This window comes from Clostridium chromiireducens (assembly GCF_002029255.1).
In the GTDB taxonomy this organism is placed as follows: Bacteria; Bacillota; Clostridia; order Clostridiales; family Clostridiaceae; genus Clostridium; species Clostridium chromiireducens.
In genome coordinates, this window is the sequence record NZ_MZGT01000019.1 from 65017 (window position 1) to 84354 (window position 19338).

Genomic DNA, 19338 nt, shown 5'->3' on the forward strand with positions numbered 1-19338 from the left:
CTCCTATTTCTTATTTATTGAGTCTACATAGCTTGCTGCTGATAAGCCAGCTATATTCCCCTCTCCAGCTGATTTTATATATTGATATGGCTTCCCAACAACATCTCCAGATGCAAAACAACCTGGTATGTTTGTTTTCATCATCCTATCAACTTCTATGTGATTATCTGCTAATATTATTCCTGGAACCAACTGACCTGGGGAAATACTGTCTCTTAATATAAAAATACCATCAGTATCTATCTCTGAATTATTAAGCTTTAACTTACTCACTTTATCTTCCCCTATGATTTCTAATGGAGTATCTTTTATTATTTCAATAGAAGCATCAACTTCAACTTCTTCAATATACATAGGAATATAGTAAACTTTAGATGCTATAGATGCTATAAAATTTGCTTCTTCCTCCTCATGCTTATTGTAGGCTATTATCGTAACTATTTTATCTTTATATAAAGGTGCATCACAGGTTGCACAATACCCTACACCTTTTCCTAATAGCCTTTCTTCCCCATCAAATAGTTTTCCATATTGAACTCCTGTTGCTAATATAACTGAAGTTGCTTCATACATTTTTTCATTTACCATTAATGCGAAATAATCTCCCATTGCATATATAGTATTAATTCTTTCTTCCGTTATACTTATATCCATTTCTTTTAAATGATTGTTAAACTCTTCTTGAATTTCTTTTCCGCTCTTTCTATAAAATCCTAAATAATTATTTATTTCATGAGCTTTGGTAAGCTTACCGGAAAGTTCTTTATTCCCGAATATAATAAAGTTTTTCTTTCTTATTTTTGCATTTAATGCAGCTGATAAGCCCGCTGGCCCACTGCCCACTATTGCAATATCATATCTTTCACTCATATTAATTTCCTCCAACAAATTACTTTATGAATTTTCGCACTATTAATTAATATATCCTATATGGACCATCTTTATTTTTATAAATTAGGTCTCACCTAATTTCCTATACCCTTTATATTATATGTTAATACGCTAATAATTTTAGTCTACGTTTTAATCCATACCACTATTTGTAAATTATTATCTATGAATACTTTTAAGTAATTTTTCATTTACGTAAATTAAATTTATGTCAATTTATATTTATATTATTAAAACATAGTACAATTTATATTGTACTATGTTTTAATAATTTTCCTTACAAGTATTATAAACTTTTTTCGATTGCTTCTTGAATTCTTTCTTTTGGTAAAAAGCCTACAATTTGATCTACTTTTTCTCCATTTTTAAATATAACCATTGTTGGCACACTTGAAATTTGGAATTGATTTGCTAGATCTAAACTCTGATCAATATCAACTTTAATAAATTTAGCTTTTCCTTCCATATCGTTTGATAATCCTTCAAGCACTGGTGCTAACATTTTACATGGACCACACCATGTTGCAAAAAAATCTACAATAGTAACTCCACTCTCTATTTCATTTTTAAATTCATTGCTATCTACTATTTTCATATTGCATTCCTCCATTTATTATATTAAAAACATATTTTATAAATATAATTTCTTTATGATTATTTTAATCTATTTATATATTAAGTATACATAACTCACTTTATATTTATAGAAATTAAATTTTACTCAATGTATTTATATTTTTATTTTACTTTGCATAATAATTATTGTCAATCTTTTTATGATAAATCTATTTATTTTTTCATTTTGTATTAAACTATACAAAAAATCAACTCCAAATGCAAATTTATATTGCTCTAAAGTTGATTTAACATATATTACTTAATAATTATTTTAAACTCATCAAGGTTGATTTTATACTCAGTCAACATTTCTATAGCAGTATCTCTAAATGAATTTTGTGTTGATTTTTTTTCTACTGGATTAATTTCTTTAACGAACTTATTACTATTCTTGTTATTTTTATATTGCTTTGTTAACACTTCCGCAGTCTTTACAAGCAAATCATTCCAATCATCCACATTTATTGATTTATTTCCCAACTTAAATGCTTTTGGCTCTTTTAAAGAAAAATCCTTATATATTTCCACTTCCTCATAAGTAAGTGTAGAATCCAATGAAACTTCATTGTTTTGATTATTTTTAATATCATCTTTTTCCAATGTTCTTGCTACTTCATTAGGATTCTTTTTATCCTCTTCAATATTTTTGTCATATTCGTGCTGCATCCATTTAACATATCCTTCTATGTTTTGAACTATATCATATATGGCTATAGACGTATCCCTGTGAGCCTTACTTAATTTAAAATCTCTATCATTCTTTATTATTTCGCTAGACATGTCTTCAATATAATCTATTGTGTGTTCTAATATATCAACTAAATTATTTAATCCACTCTGAATTTCTATCGACATTGCAGGAAAATTTTCTATTATATACTCAATTGTATCTGCATTAAATAAAGATAAATTTCTCTTACTAAATACATTTTTTTCATTATCTTTTGTTTCAATTTTAGTTTCAGTAACTGCTTGTACCTCATTTTGTTGAACTTCATCTTTTTTAAAAAATCGCATTCCTTAACAACCCCATTCATAATTATTATCATATACATTTTACCATATTATTACATATTTGCAAATTATATAAGTTTATTTTTGCTCTACTATAAATTTTGCTTTTTTCGTAATTTCCTCAATATATCTATTTTAATTCCTGTAGTATATAATAAAAAAATAGACTAATTTAAATTATCTTTAAACTTGCCTATTTACTGAATTCTATATTAATTTTATTTTATTTCTCCGCTGTAGAGATGCTTAAATTTATAATAACTCTTCTCTTTTTATATATGGATTTAAGTATCTATTCTTTTTAATAGTTGACTTTCCAATGTTTATTGCTTCTTTAGGGCATATATTTATGCATGCCATGCAATCAGTGCAATTTCCAGACCATTTAGGTTTATTATTTTCAATTATGATATTGTCTACTGGGCATATTTTTTTACACATACTACATCCTATGCAATTATCATTTACATTAAACTTTTTATCTTTGTTTCTATAGTAATCTTTCCATAGTTTGTATTCTATATCTCCAATAATGCTCTTAAAATCTTTTGAATTAATTTCTCTCTTTTTGAGAGATTCAATAAAATTAAGTAAAACACTTTCATTTTCTTTTATTGCACTCTTTGCTCTTGTTTCTGTAGGATTTTTGCTCATTCGAGTGTAATTGGATATATATTTAATAGTACAGTAATTATTTATTTTCAGATTATGTGGTAACAGCTTATTTATCTGACTGAAACTATTATTTGCACCACCTCCACCTGTAACTCCAATGGCAAAAATATAAGCATCCTCATTAATATTTAATTTCGAAATAAAATTATTAACTACAATCGGTACTCCTCCACAATGAATCGGATAAACAAACCCAATCACAGCATCATTAACATTCTTTATATTTTCTTTTAGTGCATTACTAATAGAAATTAGCTCACAGTCTTTAAAGCTTTCCTCTATTATTTTTGCAACATATAATGAATTACCTGTGGAAGTATTATAAAATATCCTCATCCCACCAAATCCCCCTTTGTTATATAGATACTCTTTATTTATGACTTAGTTTAATAAACTCTTCTATATCTTCTTCAATAGTCTTCAGAGAATTCTTCCAAAATTCTTTATTATTTATATTTATGCCCATAACCTTTGCTACATCTGATAGATTATTTTTACCTGTTATAGAAAGTAACTTTTCATAATCTTGAGCAAAGTCAGCTCCTCTTTTAATATATTCAGAATATAATCCCTTTGCAAAAAGTAATCCATATGCATATGGGAAGTTATAATAATTATATTCCGAATCATAGTAATGAGGTTTCCAAGTCCACATATATGGATGTAATAAATTAGGGTCTAATCCATCTCCATATGCTTCTTTTTGTGCTTCTAACATAAGTTCTTTTATCTCCTCGACACTTAATGAACTCTCTTTTCTAGCTTCGAAGAATGACTTTTCAAATAAGAATCTTGAATATATATCAACTATTACTTGAGTACAATCACTAATCTCAGTCTCCAGGATAGCTAACGCCTCATCTTTAGAAGAATCTTTAATTGCAGCTTTTTTTATTATTGTCTCGCAGAAAGTAGATGCTGTCTCTGCTATTGGCATTGGATAATCAGAATTTAAAGTGGTTTCACTATTTAAGCACTCTCCATGAAATCCATGTCCAAGCTCGTGAGCAAGGGTTACTACATCTCCAAAATTATCACCATAATTTAATAATATTCTACTTTCACCAATGAAATGTAAATTTTCACAAAAAGCTCCTCCAACTTTACCTTCTCTTGGCTTAACATCTATCCAATTATTATCTATAGCTTTCTTTGCGAAATCTCCTAGATGCTTACTAAATGTTCTAAAGTTTTTCTCAACAAATTTAGTTCCTTCTTCATAAGAGAATTTCATATCAGCTTCACATACTGGTGCATATAAATCATAGAATGGCAGACCATTCTTATGTCCTAACATCTCACCTTTTCTTCTCAAATATTTTCTAAATGCAGGAAGACTTTCTTTCATAGCTGAAAGCATTGCATCTAAAGACCCCTCATCCAATCTTGAATCTTTAAGCGTTTTCTCTAAAGGTGATTTATATCCTCTTAAATCACATACTGTTAAAACTTCGCCCTTTATTGCATTTAAGGCTGCTGCCACGCCTTCTTCTACTTTTTTATAAGAATTTATTTCTGCTTCATATGCCATTTTTCTTATTTTTTCATCCTTATCATAAGCCATATTTAGCACCACTGTTAGTGGTATTTCATTTATGTTTCCGTTTTCTTCAATCTCAACTTTCAAATTAGAAATTAAGTTATCTTTTAATTTTACCCAAGCGTTAGATCCTGTATTTTTCATATTAGCTATAATAGCTTCTTCTTTCTCACTTAACAAATATTTACTTTGTTCAACTATGTTTTTTAACATAAATTCATGTTCTTTAAGTACTTTAGAATTATTAATTACTTTATCTATATCTTCTATATTGCTTATATATCTTTCTAGACTTACTGAACTTTCAACTAAGTTTGTTAATTTCTTTTCCAAAATATCTGAGTATTTTAATGCATTCTTATCTTTTGTATTTACACTCAGGCTAAGATTAATAAAACTGCTAAGCTTACTTGTTAAATTTGTTATGTTTGTAAACTTATTAATGTATTCTTCTAATTTGTTTTCAATGCCATCCTTATCCTTCACAACTTCTATTGCCCATGTATTAATATTTTCTATAGCTTCAGTAAGTTTTTCTAAATCATCTATAAACTCTTTACTATCAAATGATGAATATATTTCCTTTAAGCTCCAGTTTGATTCCATATAAATTCCTCCAAAACAATTTATTTTATTACGATTTTATGCTTTATTTAATAGCCTAATAGTAATTATAAGCCATTAAAAATTTTTTTCCACTTATACTTTTATATTATTCTCCATAAAGTGAAACTTTTTAGGGTCATGTTATAAATTCTAGCTATCATATAAAAAAATAAAACTAAAAGGAAAACTATTATTAGTGTTTACCTTTTAGTCTTATAAATTCAGCTATTATATTTTTTTGTTATATTTATAAGAGGGGGATTCCTATGTTATAACTATTAATAATTTTTTAGATTGAGATATATAGCTGTAAATTTATCTAGTAATGCCATATAAATATATAATATACACATTATCAAACCCTAAAAAATTCATTCACCTCGTTAATTAATTACTTTGAATAACATATAGCCATGCAGTTTCCTGAATTAAATATAATCTTAGTGTCTTCGCCTTCAGTTACTATTTCTCCACCATCAACCTTTTCTATATTAGAAATATTCTTTAAGACTAAACTCCAATTGCCTTCAGTTCCAGTTGACTTAATAGTGATAGCATTCCCTTTCTTTAATACTCCTACATCAAGAGTAATTTTTCCCTTCATATCTATGATTGTAGTCTTTGCTTCTTTATCCTCCTTCAATTCATAAGCAAAAATTGATATATCCTCTCTATAGTGGTAATCCGGCTTTGAACTTTCACATCCTACAGCAATTAGACTATTTTCTTTAACCATCATAGGCACACTTGAATAATCATGTATTTCCTTAATCCATCTTCCGCCTTCATATTTCTTTCCACTTATGAAGTTAGTCCAAGTGCCTTCTGGTAAATAATAATTTGCTTCACCTTCTTCATTGAAGATAGGAGCAACTAAAATTGAATCTCCTAACATGTATTGTTTGTCCAAATAATTACACGCTAAATCATTTTGGAATTCCAATATCATAGCTCTCATAACTGGAGTACCTATTAAAGCTGCATCATTAGCTGCATTATATAAATATGGCATTATGCTGCATTTAAGCTTAGTAAAAAATCTAACTACATCGCAGGCTTCTTCATCGTAAAGCCATGGAACTCTATAGGAACTACTTCCATGTAATCTACTATGAGACGATAATAATCCAAAAGCAACCCATCTCTTATATACATCGGCAGTTGCAGTGCTCTCAAAACCTCCTATATCATGGCTCCAGAATCCAAAACCAGACATACAGAGTGATAATCCACCTCTTAAACTCTCTGCCATTGATTCATAATTTGCTTCACAATCTCCGCCCCAATGTACTGGAAATTGTTGTCCACCAACAGTAGCTGATCTTGCAAATACTGCTGCTTCATCTTCTCCTAGATTTTCTTTCAAAGTTTCAAATACTACCTTATTATAGATTTGAGTATAATAATTATGCATCTTATATGGATCTGACCCATCAAAATATGCTACTTCAGTTGGTATACGTTCACCGAAATCAGTCTTGAAACAGTCCACTCCCATATCAATTAATTCTTTAAGTTTACTTGAATACCATTTGCACGCATCTGGATTTGTAAAATCTACAATTCCCATTGCTGGCTGCCATAAATCCCATTGCCATACATCACCATTAGGCTTTTTAATCAAATATCCATGCTCCATTCCCTCATCAAATAACTTAGACTCTTGAGCGATATATGGATTTATCCAAACACAAATTTTTAATCCTTTTTTCTTTAATCTTGTAAGCATACCTTTTGGATCTGGGAAAACTCTACTATCCCATTCAAAGTTACACCAATTAAAGTCTTTCATCCAAAAGCAATCAAAATGGAATACTCTAAGAGGTAAATCTCTATCTGCCATGCCATCAACGAAGCTATTTACAGTTTCCTCATCATAATTTGTAGTAAAAGAAGTTGTTAACCACAATCCAAATGACCATGCTGGTGGAAGTGCAGGCTTACCTGTCAAAGTTGTATAATTTTCAACTACTTCTTTCATCGATTCTCCGCCAATAATAAAATAATCTAAACATTCACCTGGAACACTAAACTGAACCTTTGTAACTTTTTCTGATCCAACTTCAAAGGATACTTTTTCTGGATGATTTACAAACACCCCATACCCTTTATTGGTCATATAAAATGGAATACTTTTGTATGATTGTTCAGTGCTTGTTCCACCATCTTCATTCCATATATCAATACTTTGTCCATTTTTAACTAGTGGCGTAAATTTTTCACCTAACCCATAGACAAGCTCTCCTACAGATAAATGAAGTTCTTCCTTCATAAATACTCCATCTTCAGGCACTTTCATAAATACTCTTTCTTCCTCTGTATTCACGTAAGCTAAACCTCTAGGCTTACTTGAAGTTAGTTTTTTATCTCCCTTATAGAAGTTTATTTCAAATACTTCTTTATTTATAACTGCCTTAACATTTCCAGATTTAAATATAATCTCTTTTTCATTATCCTCAATTACAAAATTGTTATGTTCATCTTCAAAAATTTCAAAACTTGGTGCTTTCTTTTGCTTACCCATAAAATGATATGCTCTAACTCTTATTACATTTTCCATTGGTGAAGATATCTTATATGTTATTACTGGCCCTTTTAATGTATCTCCTCTTTGATTTATGTTATTACAAGGTGCATATATTGTTAATATATCTCCCTCAATTTTATAATTATAAACCTCTTTTGGACTATATATTTGATATCCAGGCTTGTCTAGCCAACAACCATTACTAAATTTCATATTAAACACTCCTCTTCATTAAGTTGTAAGTTAAGAGTCTCGGTAGAAGAACTTATAGGCTTTTCTCAAATTATACATTTAGGAAATATTTTCATAGATTTCCCCCTTAACTCTTAATTTTTATTTCTAACTTTTAAATCTTGATTTAAATTCTCCAATTTTCAACTCTTAAATTTTAATTCTTCACTGGGTACAATAAAGGCATTAACTTTTAACTAAGTTAATTAGCCTTTTACTGATCCTGCTGAAACGCCTCCAACAATATACTTTTGTCCTAATATAAATATTATTAGTACAGGAAGTAGTGTTAATATGATATCTGCACTAACTAAGTTCCATGAATTTTCAAATGCTCCAAAGAAATTGTAAACTGCTAAGGTCATTGGCCATTTTGCTGAGTTATTTAAATAGTAAAGAGGCATTGTAAAGTCATTCCATACAGCCATGAAATTTAAAACAAATAATGTTGAAATAATTGGCTTTAATAATGGTAAAATTATACTTGTAAATAACCTAATTGGTCCACATCCATCAATAACTGCCGCTTCATCAATCTCTCTAGGAATTGTTGAAATAAATCCATATGATAAAAACAAGCTAAGAGGAATATTTATTGCTGCATAAACAAGGATAATACCTAATCTAGTATTTACAAGATCTAAAGCTTGCAAAACTTTCATCAGTGCAACATTGTTAATTGGTATTGCTATACCAGAAAGGATAAAATAATATATGAAATTATTAATTCCTTTACGATTTCTAGCAATAACAAAGGCTGCAGCTGCTACTACAATTACAATTATTGTAACGCTGGCAGTAGCATATAAAAGACTGTTAAAAAAAGATGATATCAATTTTCCTTGCTCAATTACTGTTTTATAGTTTGCAAATACCCATTCTTTAGGTAGAGAAAGAGACATCTTATTGGATTCACCTTGAGTCTTAAAGGAATTGAGAAGTAAAACCACCACTGGTATTAGTACTAATAAGCTTATAAAAATTGTTACAACATTTGCTACTATGCTTCCAATTGACTTCTTCAAAGTAACCATTATGCATCTACCTCCTTATTTTCCATGGATTTTATAATGAAATATACTAAGAACAATAATGCAAAAAATAATATACTAGATAGTGTAGTACCCATTGCATAATTTCCTTTAGAGAATTCCTTATACACTGCTGTATTAATTACACCTGTTGCATTACCTGGACCACCATTTGTTAATGAATAAATCATATCAAATACCCTAAATCCATAAGTTACATTTAGTATTGTTGCATTTATAATAATAGGTTTTAATAATGGCAATGTTATTAAACGAAATTTTTGCCAGAAATTAGCACCATCGATATTTGCCGCTTCATAATAATCAGGAGAAATAGACATTAATCCTGCAATAATAACCACCATTATGTACCCCATACCTTTCCAGGTATCTACTGACATAACAGTTACAAAAACAATTTTTAAATCAGTTAACCAATTCATTGCAAAAATATCTAATCCGACAGACTTAAGAAAATTATTTACAAATCCTGTATCAGGATGTAACATACTTTTAAAAACAAGACCTACTACTAAGTAAGACATTACTTGAGGTGAAAAAATAACCATTCTGTGAAAATTCTTTAATTTTATGACTTTTTGTGTTAATAATAATGCTAAAGCTAATCCTACTACAGTTTTCAAGATTGTTGTTACTGTCGTAAATAGCACAGTATTCCATATGTATGCACGATACTCTGGTTTTCCTTTTAATACCTCTGCATAATTTTTAAATCCTACAAAATTAATTTTATCAGTGAAATTATTCCAATCAGTGAATGAGTATAATATACCTATGATTCCTGGTAAAAAGCAAAGTAAGAAAAATATTAATAACGCCCCGCTTGTAAAGTACCACGGATATAATTTTTTTCTATCCATCAAAATCCCTCCATTTTAGAAAAATAAGGTTTCTAAAATGGAGAAACCTTATTTTTTATTTACTATAATTAATTACTATGATTATTTATTCCAATCAGGATCCTTTTGTAATTGAGCTTGTTCTTTTCTTCTATTCATAATTGTTTGTAAAACTTGTTCTGGAGTTGAAGATCCAGTATACATAGCTTCTAAATCTTTACCAACATCCATCCATTGACTATCGATGTATTTAACACCTGCTTGCATAACCATTCCTTTTTGCATCGAATCTATATATGCTTGGTCTTCTTTTGAATATTTAGATTTAACTTCTGGCCAACATAATTCAGATAATCCTGGTTGTCCATCTAAACGTTTTTGTAGATTTTCAGGTTTTGCTAAAAAGTCGAAGAATTTCTTTGCTTCTTCTACATGTTTTCCATTTTTGTTTATAAAATATGCATTACTTGCTGGATTTACACCAATTGCTTGATTATCTCCCCAAGGCATTACAAATATACCTAATTTGTTAGTATCAAAGTCTGGAAAATCTGCTTTTACTTCATTTCTCCAAGCTGATTCTGCTATAAACATTGCTGCTTTTCCTTTAGCCATTGCTTCTTTAGCATTTTCAACTGAGTTACTTAAGTAGTTATCTCCATAGAATCCTAAATCAGCAAATTCTTTTAACTCTTTAATAATAGTTTGTAATTCAGGTACAGAATCTAAATCAACTTCGTTTTTGTTTAGTTTGCTATATAAGTCTGGATGCTTTTGTTGATACATAGCTCCTGTTTCAAATAAAGGAAGAACTTGATGCCATCCATTTTGAGTTCCTTCATATACTGGAATAACTCCTGAATCTTTTATCTTTTGACATACAGCTTTAAATTCTGCATAATTTGTAGGAACTTTTAAACCTAATTTATCAAATATTTCTTTATTGTATACGTAGAAATACATTTTCTTACCTGGGAATGTAATACCATATACCTTACTATTATACGAAATTGAAGGAAGAACATTAGGGTCTAATCTCTTTACCCATTCTTCACTTGATACGTCTTGTACATATTTTTCCGGATTGACTCTTGTTACTAGATTTAGTGGGTCCGCATCTGCACAGAAGATATCTGGTGCTTCACCTGAGTCTAATTTTACTTTCAATAAATCACGCCATTGTGCATCTGGTGAGATTTGAAAATCAATTTTAACGCCTGTCTCGCTTTCAAATTGTTTAGCTAACTCTTGCACAACTCCAGATGTCGGCAACCCAGATTGATGTGAACCAAATGTTAATGTAACTTTTTCACTGCTACTTGTAGATTTTGAATCGCTTGAAGTACTGCTTGAATTTCCCCCACACCCTACAAGCAGACCTCCAGCCATCATGGTAACACAGAGAGTACTTAATAATTTTATTAACCTTTTTCTCATTAATATTTACCTCCATTTTTTGTAATGTTTTCTTTAATTTTCTATGATATGCTTTACATTGAGTACATGTTTATGATAACATTATCATTGCTTATTAGAAATAGAAAAAACAGTACTCCTTTTTGCACTTTTTTGAACATTATTATATAATACATCCTAAAGGGAGGAGCATATCTATGAATCGGAAATTATATTTTTCTCAAAAAATATATTTATTTTTTATATATGGATTATTGGTTATTGTATTGCTATCATTATTTTTTATATCGTTTTATTCACTTTATAGTAAAAATATTTATAAAGATGCAAAAACAAAATCTGAAACATTATGTGCCTCTGTTCAAAATTCAATCTCAACAGAATTAAAGAATATGTCAACTGTTTCTATGAATATTGTATATTCAAATGCTATAAAGAAGAACTTCACCAGCTTTACAAAAAATAATACTGATAAAATTGAACTTGATAATTTCTTCGTTTCTAGAGAAAATGTTTTAGCAATTTACGATATCATTACGGCTATTATTGGACCATTTCAATCTGCATCCCAGGTGAATCTTTATACACTTAATGGAATATGCATAGGTTCTGGTTATTTTCAGGGAGTTACAAATGTAGGATTAAAATCCATTCCCTGGTATGAAGAAACCATGAATAAAAATGGTGCTAAAAATATTTCAACTACATCAAAACTATCAAATAACATTGCACGAAATGAATATGGCGCAGATAAACAATATCTATCGCTAACTCGTGTTTTTTTTAATAGCAGCAACGAGCCCGAAGGAATTGTTGAAGTACTGCAAGATTATAATAATGTTTTTTCATTAATTTCACAGTTAAAACTTAAAAATCCTTCTACATCGTTTTACGTGTATAATGAAAAAAATGAATTAGTTTATCCAAATAGTGAATCCTTGAATGAAAATATAAATTATATGGATTCTATTAAATCTAACAACTTGACCCCTTCTATAGGATACTTCGTAACCTTAGGGAATGATGAAAACGTTCTTATTACTTATGAAAAAATTGATGCATATAATTGGACAATTGTAACTAGTGAACCTAAGAGTACTGTATTTAGATCGTTGTACTCTTTTGAACAAGGATTTATCATTCTTATTATTTTTTCTATTTTCTTCACTTTACTTTTATGTTTTATAATATCAAGCAGGCTGACTTCTCCTTTAAGTAAGTTAACAAAAGCAACGAAAAAAGTTACTATTAGTAGAGTTTTGAATGAAAAAGAACTTATATTAACTCCTGTAAATAGTAATATCCAAGAAATATCGGAGTTATATAGATCATTTTTAGAAATGTATGATAAATTAAAAGATTCTTCTCATGAGATACTATTACTAAAATCAGAGGAAACTAAGGCAAAACTCCAAGCAACACAGTCTCTTGTTAATCCTCATTTCTTATATAATAATCTAACAAATATTAGTATAATGGCCGAAGAAAATATGAATGACAATATTATAGATATGTGTCATGCATTGTGTGATTATTTTAGATATATTACAACTAACGATGAAACTGCAGTTTCTTTAAGCACAGAAATTTTATATACACAAAAATATATTGAATGTATGAAAATGAGATACGGCGAAGACCTTATTTATACTTGTGATATTAACAAGCTAACAGAAAACATTTTAATACCAAAACTAATTATACAACCTATTGTTGAAAATGCCTTTAAGCATGGATTTAGTTCATCACCTCCATGGCATTTAAATATTAGTTCTAATATAGATGAAAATAAATGGTTAATTCATATTGAAGATAATGGCGGATGCCTAAGCAAAGATAAGAAAGAAGAACTTCTATCAACGTTCTATAATTTAAATAAAGATGAGGAATTGAAAACTTTAAAAATTGGTGGTATGGGAATAAAAAATGTATATATAAGATTAAAACTCTTATACAACGAACATGCCATTTTTAAAATCGATAATTCAAAAGACCATAAGACAATTTTTACAATCGGTGGTCCTATATATTATAATAAGGAGGATTTTTATGGAAACTATACACAATTATAAATATCTTGTTGTAGAGGACGAGCATCTGATCAGACAGAATTTAATAAAAAAAATTAGTTCCTTATCAGTTCCTCTTGAACTGGTTGGTGAAGCTAGTAATGGAGAAAATGCCATAGCCCTTATTGAGCAATTATATCCTTCTTTGGTGATTACTGATATAAGAATGCCTCAATCTGATGGATTACAGCTTATTAAATATATACATCAAAATCATCCACATATTAAAACCATGATTTTAAGCGGATATAATGATTTTAAATATGCTCAAATAGCGCTAAAATATGGTGTGAAAGATTTTCTTTTGAAACCGATTAAAATAGACGAGCTTAATGCAGCGCTGCAAAATATACTTGTAATACTAGATTCAGAAAATAAAAATATTTCATCTTTTTCAATTGATCCACATGGCTTAAAACCCGAAAATCTAAGCCAATTAATAGAAAGCTATATACTTAATAATTATGCTTCAATAACTTCACTAAATAAAATAGCTGAAAAATTTGGATTTACAAATGAATATCTTAGTAAGATATTCAAAAAGTACACAGGTGAGACGCCAATAAAATATATCACAAAAATCCGCATAAACGAATCAAAACTCCTTTTAATCAATCAACCTGACTTAGAAATAAAAAAAGTTGGAGAATTAGTTGGATATAAAGATGCTTTTTATTTCAGCAGAGTATTCAAATCTAATGTTGGATTTTATCCTAGTGACTATAGATCAAAACATTTAAAGACTAACTAACCTAACATTCTTCACCTTAAATTTTTTCTAACATTAAAACTAGAGGATCAACATTTTTTCATAAATGTTGATCCTCTAGTTGGTTAATTATCATCTTATCTATTAATGAAGGTTTGCTTTTATATAATTCAAATTAATATCTTCTCTACCTTAACTATTTATATCTTTTATACTTCGAATGCTTGTGATAAATCATAGATTATATCATCAATATGTTCAGTACCAATTGAAAGACGAATAGTGTTTGGCTTTATTCCTGATTCCTTTAATTCTGTTTCATTCATTTGTGAATGAGTAGTACTTGCTGGATGAATTACTAGTGATTTAACATCAGCTACATTGGCAAGTAGAGAGAATATTTCTAATCTATCAATAAAATCTTGCGCTTCTTTAGCTCCACCTTTAATTTCAAAAGTGAATATAGAACCTGCTCCATTTGGGAAATACTTATTGTATAATTCATGATCTGGGCTCTCTGGTAATGATGGATGATTGACCTTCTCTACCTTTGCATGATTCTTTAAGAAGTCTACTACTTTTAAAGCATTTTCAACATGACGTTCAAGTCTAAGAGAAAGTGTTTCTAATCCTTGTAATAATATAAAAGCATTAAATGGGCTTATGCAAGCACCAGTATCTCTTAATATTACAGCACGAATTCTGGTCACATATGCTGCTGCGCCAACTGCTTCTGCAAACTTGATTCCATGATAACTTGGATCTGCCTCAGTTAATTGTGGGAATTTTCCTGAACCTATCCAGTCAAATTTTCCTGAATCTACGATTACGCCACCTAATGATGTACCATGTCCACCTATAAATTTAGTAGCCGAATGAACAACTATGTCTGCTCCATGTTCAATTGGTCTGAAAAGGAATGGAGTTCCGAATGTATTATCAACTATTAGTGGAATTTTATGTTTATGAGCTATTTCTGCTAATGCATCAACATCTAAAATATTTGAATTTGGATTCCCAAGTGATTCGATTAAGATTGCTTTTGTATTTTCTTGAATTGCATTCTCAAAATTTGATAAATCATCAGGATCTACAAATGTTGTTGTAACGCCATTTGTTGGGAATGTATGTGCTAATAAGTTATATGATCCACCATATATAGTTTTTTCTGCAACTATATGATCTCCTGCTTTAGTTATATTTTGTAGTGCATATGTTATTGCTGCTGCTCCTGAAGCTACTGCAAGTGCTGCTACCCCACCCTCTAAAGCTGCAATACGTTTTTCAAAAACATCTTGTGTAGAATTTGTTAAACGTCCATATATATTTCCAGCATCAGCTAGTCCAAATCTTGCAGCAGCATGTGCTGAATTTCTAAATACATATGAAGTTGTTTGATAAATAGGTACTGCTCTAGCATCTGTTGCTGGATCTGGTTGTTCTTGTCCTACATGAAGTTGTAGTGTTTCAAATTTTAAATTTCTTTCTTTGTTGCTCATAATCTTGCCCCCATCATATATTTTAATTTCTTATTTATCTTATCTATTTACTACGATTTGTATATTACTCCTATATTTTCAAGTTGTCAATAACTAATTAAAAGTCTTATTTATACTCAAATTTACAAATTAATATACAGAAAATCAGTCCAATATATAGCAAAAACTACCTTCTAAATAAGAAAGTAGTGAAGAGATTCATTTACATTCTTATCTACCAGATATAAAATCTGCAGGAATTAGCACCTTAAACTAATGATAACATTTAATCCAGGTTGCTAGACATCATTGGGCCAGTCCCTCCGTCTTTCTTGATAAAAATTTATATTTTATTATTCTTAGTTGTTTACTATGATATAAAGTATACATTTTATAGGTTAAAATGTCAATACTTTTTTAATTTTCTGCAACTTTTTTTATTAAATTGCTAATATAGATCTTAATATATAACTATTCATTCAAATACACTAATTCCCCATTAAAATATGTCCTTTCAATATTAATATTAGATATATCTAATGGATTTAACAAAAATATATTCTTATCCAAAACTATCAAGTCCGCTTTTTTTTCAACCTCTAAACTTCCTATATCTTTCTCTTTCCCCAATGCATAAGCTGCATTAATAGTAAACATCTTTACAGACTCTATTACTGATATTCTCTCACTTGGATTTAATCTATATCGCATATCAGTCATATTAATTTTCTCAGGATAACCTGATTGTGTGAAATCATATAAATTTCGTATAGAACTACATTCTATAGCCTTTAATGGATTAGCTCTTTCTATATCCCAATTATCTGAAGATCCAGCTGTAATGATTCCACTATCAATTAGAGATTTAATTGGGTATTGTCTATGAGCTCTTACCTCACCTATTGCCATTACTTCATTTTTGCTCACACTCATATCTTTATAAAACCATGATGGTCTTATAATTGCATTTATGTTCAAATTTTTCATTCTTTGTATATAATATTTCGTTATGAGATCTATATGAAGTAATGAATTCCTAAAATTGCGATTTATGTTAGTTTTCAAAGAATACTCTATGCCATCGATTGACAATTTACAAGCTAAGTCTCCTACTGCATGAATACAAACATTAAAATCTAGTCTGTTTGCCATTTTTATTCCTTCTTTAAATTCTTGATAATTCCATAAAAACATCCCATTTTCTTCATACGATTCTTTGTTTATTTGCTCATAGGGTCTAAATAGGTAGGCTGTCTTATCTTCTATAAGTCCATCAGAGAAAAACTTTGCAATTGATATGTCAAATAAATCTGTTTTATATAGTATTCTTCTTCTTTTTAGATGATGCATTTGTTCAAATATAGTTTTTTTACAAATTTCTTCAGGTTTAATTGTGACCCCATAATTTATTCTTAATTTAAGTTTATTTTCTTCTTCCAATTTCTTATAAGTTTCCAATTTCATTTTTAGTCTTTCATCATTTATTAACCCAATTGTTGTTATTCCATATGAATGTAATATATTTTGATATTTTATAAATTTACTTAAGTATTCATCATCTTTATAACTTTCCATTTCTTTCGCTTTTGCTATATAAACTATATCTACTTCATTTCCTTTTAAGGTACCCCACAATTCCCCTTGTTCATCTAATTCTATTTTTCCTCCAATCGGAACATTAGTATCTTTAGTTATTCCATAATACTTCAATGCTTTATCATTTAACCACAAGACGTAGCCATCGCATGATTTTAATACTATGGGTTTATGAGTTTTTAGCATTTCAAACCACTTTTTATTTGGCCCCTTAAACGCTTCAGTATGATCATTTATATTTTCTTCTTCTTTTTCGAAAGCAGATTTTTTCCACCCGACTCCATATATTATTTTTCTTTCTGGATGAGTATCAATATAGCTTTGAATTAATTTCAAGTAATCTTTTGAGTTACCTGCCTCAAATAAAGATAATTCATCTTTTCCTATCATCATTCTTCCTGGAATCTGACAATGTGCATCAATAAATCCTGGCAAAACTATTCTAAATCTTAAATCAATTACTTGAGTCTCATCGCTACATAGACAACTTAATTCTTCATTACTTCCTAATGCTATTATTATTCCATCTCTAATTGCCATAGATTCATATATATTATGATTTCTATCAATACTATATATAATTCCATTGATAAAAATCTTTTGTGCGCTAGTATAAGTTTTTTTACTTAACTTCATTAGCCCTTCTCCCCCTTGTCTACAATTTATTTGAAATCTAATCTATTATATTCATTAAAATAACTTTTCTTATCCTTTTTTATAAAATTAAAAATATTTACTTATGTCTCAATAACTTTATTTTTAATTCACTTTACACATAGTAAATATTTATAGATAATAATTAGTATAATGAATACTTTTAGGAGGAATTAAAATGGAAAACTTTGTTTTAGAAAAGGGAATGAAAGCTCCAGATTTTAAATTAATGGGATCTGATAAATTAGAACATAGATTAAGTGATTATTTAAATAAAAAGGTAATCCTATACTTTTACCCTAAAGACAATACTCCTGGATGTTCACAGGAAGCTCAAGATTTTAAAAATTCTATAGAAGACTTTGACAAGAAGAATACTATAATTTTAGGAATAAGTAGAGACTCTATTGTATCTCATGATAAGTTTATTAGTAAATATGATTTGCCTTTTATTTTACTTTCTGATGAAAGCGAAGAGGTCTGTAATCTATATGGTGTTTTAAAGGAAAAAACTATGTTTGGGAAAAAATCTATTGGTATTGAAAGAAGCACATTTGTAATAGATGAAAATGGAATTATTACAAATATATATAGGAAGGTAAAAGTTTCTGGACATATTGATACTTTGAAATGCTCACTATAAAGGTATTGCTAAGATCTAAAGTTAGGCAATGAACAAGCGAAATAGAGCACATATATGTATTCTATTTCTTTGTTTTGCTATCACTTTAGATTTTTTGCCACTACCTACTCTAGAAGAATGGGATATATATTGTATAAAAAGTTGCAAATATAATTACCAAACGCATTATTACCAACACAGAAATATAAAAATACTTGTATAAATATATTGTTATTTTAAGGTTACTAATAAACAAAAAAAGGGAATATACATCTTTTAAAAATATTCCAAGAACCGAATCAAACACATATATTCCCTTCCGGTTGCTTACAGTAACTTAAAATTGATCACTGTGCAAGTATTTTTATATTTTGAGTTCTTCACAATAACTTTATTTTTAGAAACAAAAAAGATAGTCATACGACTATCTTTTTAATTACCTCGCAACGTCCTACTCTGCCACACAGTCACCCGTGCAGTACCATCGGCGCTATAGACCTTAACTTTCCTGTTCGGAATGGGAAGGAGTGTTACCTCTATGCCATCATCACGAGATTAAGTGAATTCCCAAATCTATGATTTGGTTGAATGAACTTATGCAAATCACTTTAGTGATTTGTATTCCTTGTTCCTTCAAAATTGCACATAGTTTTTAATGTATTACAACTTGATTATATTGGTCAAGCCCTCGACCTATTAGTATCAGTCAGCTAAATATGTTACCATACTTACACCTCTGACCTATCAACCTTGTAGTCTTCAAGGGGTCTTACTAGCTTACGCTATGGGAAATCTAATCTT

The 19338-nt window shown here is 29.2% G+C and carries 14 protein-coding genes, 2 rRNA genes and 1 riboswitch; of the genes, 3 read left to right on the plus strand and 13 right to left on the minus strand.

The window, feature by feature from the left end; all coding sequences use genetic code 11:
* Positions 1 to 3: 3 nt before the first annotated feature.
* The 9 genes from CLCHR_RS08705 to CLCHR_RS08745 form a co-directional block, all read right to left on the minus strand.
* Complete coding sequence (locus CLCHR_RS08705) at positions 4 to 870, minus strand: NAD(P)/FAD-dependent oxidoreductase (protein ID WP_079439317.1); 867 nt, start codon at positions 868 to 870, stop codon at positions 4 to 6.
* Between the two features lie 307 nt (positions 871 to 1177).
* On the minus strand, positions 1178 to 1486 hold the full coding sequence (trxA, locus tag CLCHR_RS08710; protein WP_079439318.1) for a thioredoxin: 309 nt from the start codon (positions 1484 to 1486) through the stop codon (positions 1178 to 1180).
* A 278-nt stretch (positions 1487 to 1764) separates the two neighbouring features.
* Entirely contained in the window at positions 1765 to 2526 is a 762-nt protein-coding gene (locus CLCHR_RS08715) for a hypothetical protein (protein ID WP_079439319.1), read from the minus strand.
* A 249-nt stretch (positions 2527 to 2775) separates the two neighbouring features.
* Entirely contained in the window at positions 2776 to 3534 is a 759-nt protein-coding gene (locus CLCHR_RS08720) for an EFR1 family ferrodoxin (protein ID WP_079439320.1), read from the minus strand.
* Between the two features lie 34 nt (positions 3535 to 3568).
* Positions 3569 to 5344 (minus strand): M3 family oligoendopeptidase, encoded by a 1776-nt coding sequence (locus CLCHR_RS08725; protein WP_079439321.1) that lies wholly within the window; start codon positions 5342 to 5344, stop codon positions 3569 to 3571.
* Between the two features lie 391 nt (positions 5345 to 5735).
* A complete protein-coding gene (yicI, locus tag CLCHR_RS08730) occupies positions 5736 to 8084 on the minus strand; it encodes an alpha-xylosidase (RefSeq protein ID WP_079439322.1) in 2349 nt (782 codons plus the stop codon).
* Positions 8085 to 8308: 224 nt separating this feature from the next.
* Positions 8309 to 9136, minus strand: a complete 828-nt coding sequence (locus tag CLCHR_RS08735; RefSeq protein WP_079439323.1) for a carbohydrate ABC transporter permease — start codon at positions 9134 to 9136, stop codon at positions 8309 to 8311.
* Entirely contained in the window at positions 9136 to 10014 is an 879-nt protein-coding gene (locus tag CLCHR_RS08740; RefSeq protein WP_079439324.1) for a carbohydrate ABC transporter permease, read from the minus strand. Before CLCHR_RS08740 ends, CLCHR_RS08735 begins: the two co-directional genes overlap by 1 nt.
* 81 nt (positions 10015 to 10095) lie before the next feature.
* Positions 10096 to 11430, minus strand: coding sequence for an ABC transporter substrate-binding protein (locus CLCHR_RS08745; RefSeq protein ID WP_079439325.1), 1335 nt, complete (start codon positions 11428 to 11430; stop codon positions 10096 to 10098).
* 176 nt (positions 11431 to 11606) lie between these two features.
* Here CLCHR_RS08745 and CLCHR_RS08750 point away from each other — a divergent pair, with 176 nt between their 5' ends.
* Positions 11607 to 13481 (plus strand): sensor histidine kinase, encoded by a 1875-nt coding sequence (locus CLCHR_RS08750; RefSeq protein ID WP_079439326.1) that lies wholly within the window; start codon positions 11607 to 11609, stop codon positions 13479 to 13481.
* A complete protein-coding gene (locus CLCHR_RS08755; protein WP_079439327.1) occupies positions 13459 to 14229 on the plus strand; it encodes a response regulator transcription factor in 771 nt (256 codons plus the stop codon). Before CLCHR_RS08750 ends, CLCHR_RS08755 begins: the two co-directional genes overlap by 23 nt.
* A gap of 167 nt (positions 14230 to 14396) precedes the next feature.
* Here the strand turns inward: CLCHR_RS08755 and CLCHR_RS08760 are convergent, their stop codons facing one another.
* Together CLCHR_RS08760 and CLCHR_RS08765 are read right to left on the minus strand one after the other, a co-directional pair.
* Entirely contained in the window at positions 14397 to 15686 is a 1290-nt protein-coding gene (locus CLCHR_RS08760) for an O-acetylhomoserine aminocarboxypropyltransferase/cysteine synthase family protein (RefSeq protein WP_079439328.1), read from the minus strand.
* A gap of 207 nt (positions 15687 to 15893) precedes the next feature.
* Positions 15894 to 16007: riboswitch (SAM riboswitch) on the minus strand.
* Positions 16008 to 16136: 129 nt separating this feature from the next.
* Positions 16137 to 17897: an amidohydrolase gene (locus CLCHR_RS08765; RefSeq protein WP_079439329.1), complete on the minus strand. Its 1761-nt coding sequence runs from the start codon at positions 17895 to 17897 to the stop codon at positions 16137 to 16139.
* Positions 17898 to 18093: 196 nt separating this feature from the next.
* Between CLCHR_RS08765 and CLCHR_RS08770 the strand changes: the two genes are divergently transcribed.
* Positions 18094 to 18558 carry a peroxiredoxin gene (locus CLCHR_RS08770; RefSeq protein WP_079439330.1) on the plus strand — a complete coding sequence of 155 codons (465 nt, stop codon included), beginning with the start codon at positions 18094 to 18096 and terminating at the stop codon, positions 18556 to 18558.
* A 417-nt stretch (positions 18559 to 18975) separates the two neighbouring features.
* Here the strand turns inward: CLCHR_RS08770 and rrf are convergent.
* Together rrf and CLCHR_RS08780 are read right to left on the minus strand one after the other, a co-directional pair.
* A 5S ribosomal RNA gene (gene rrf / locus CLCHR_RS08775) occupies positions 18976 to 19092 on the minus strand.
* Positions 19093 to 19213: 121 nt separating this feature from the next.
* A 23S ribosomal RNA gene (locus tag CLCHR_RS08780) occupies positions 19214 to 19338 on the minus strand; the annotation flags it as partial.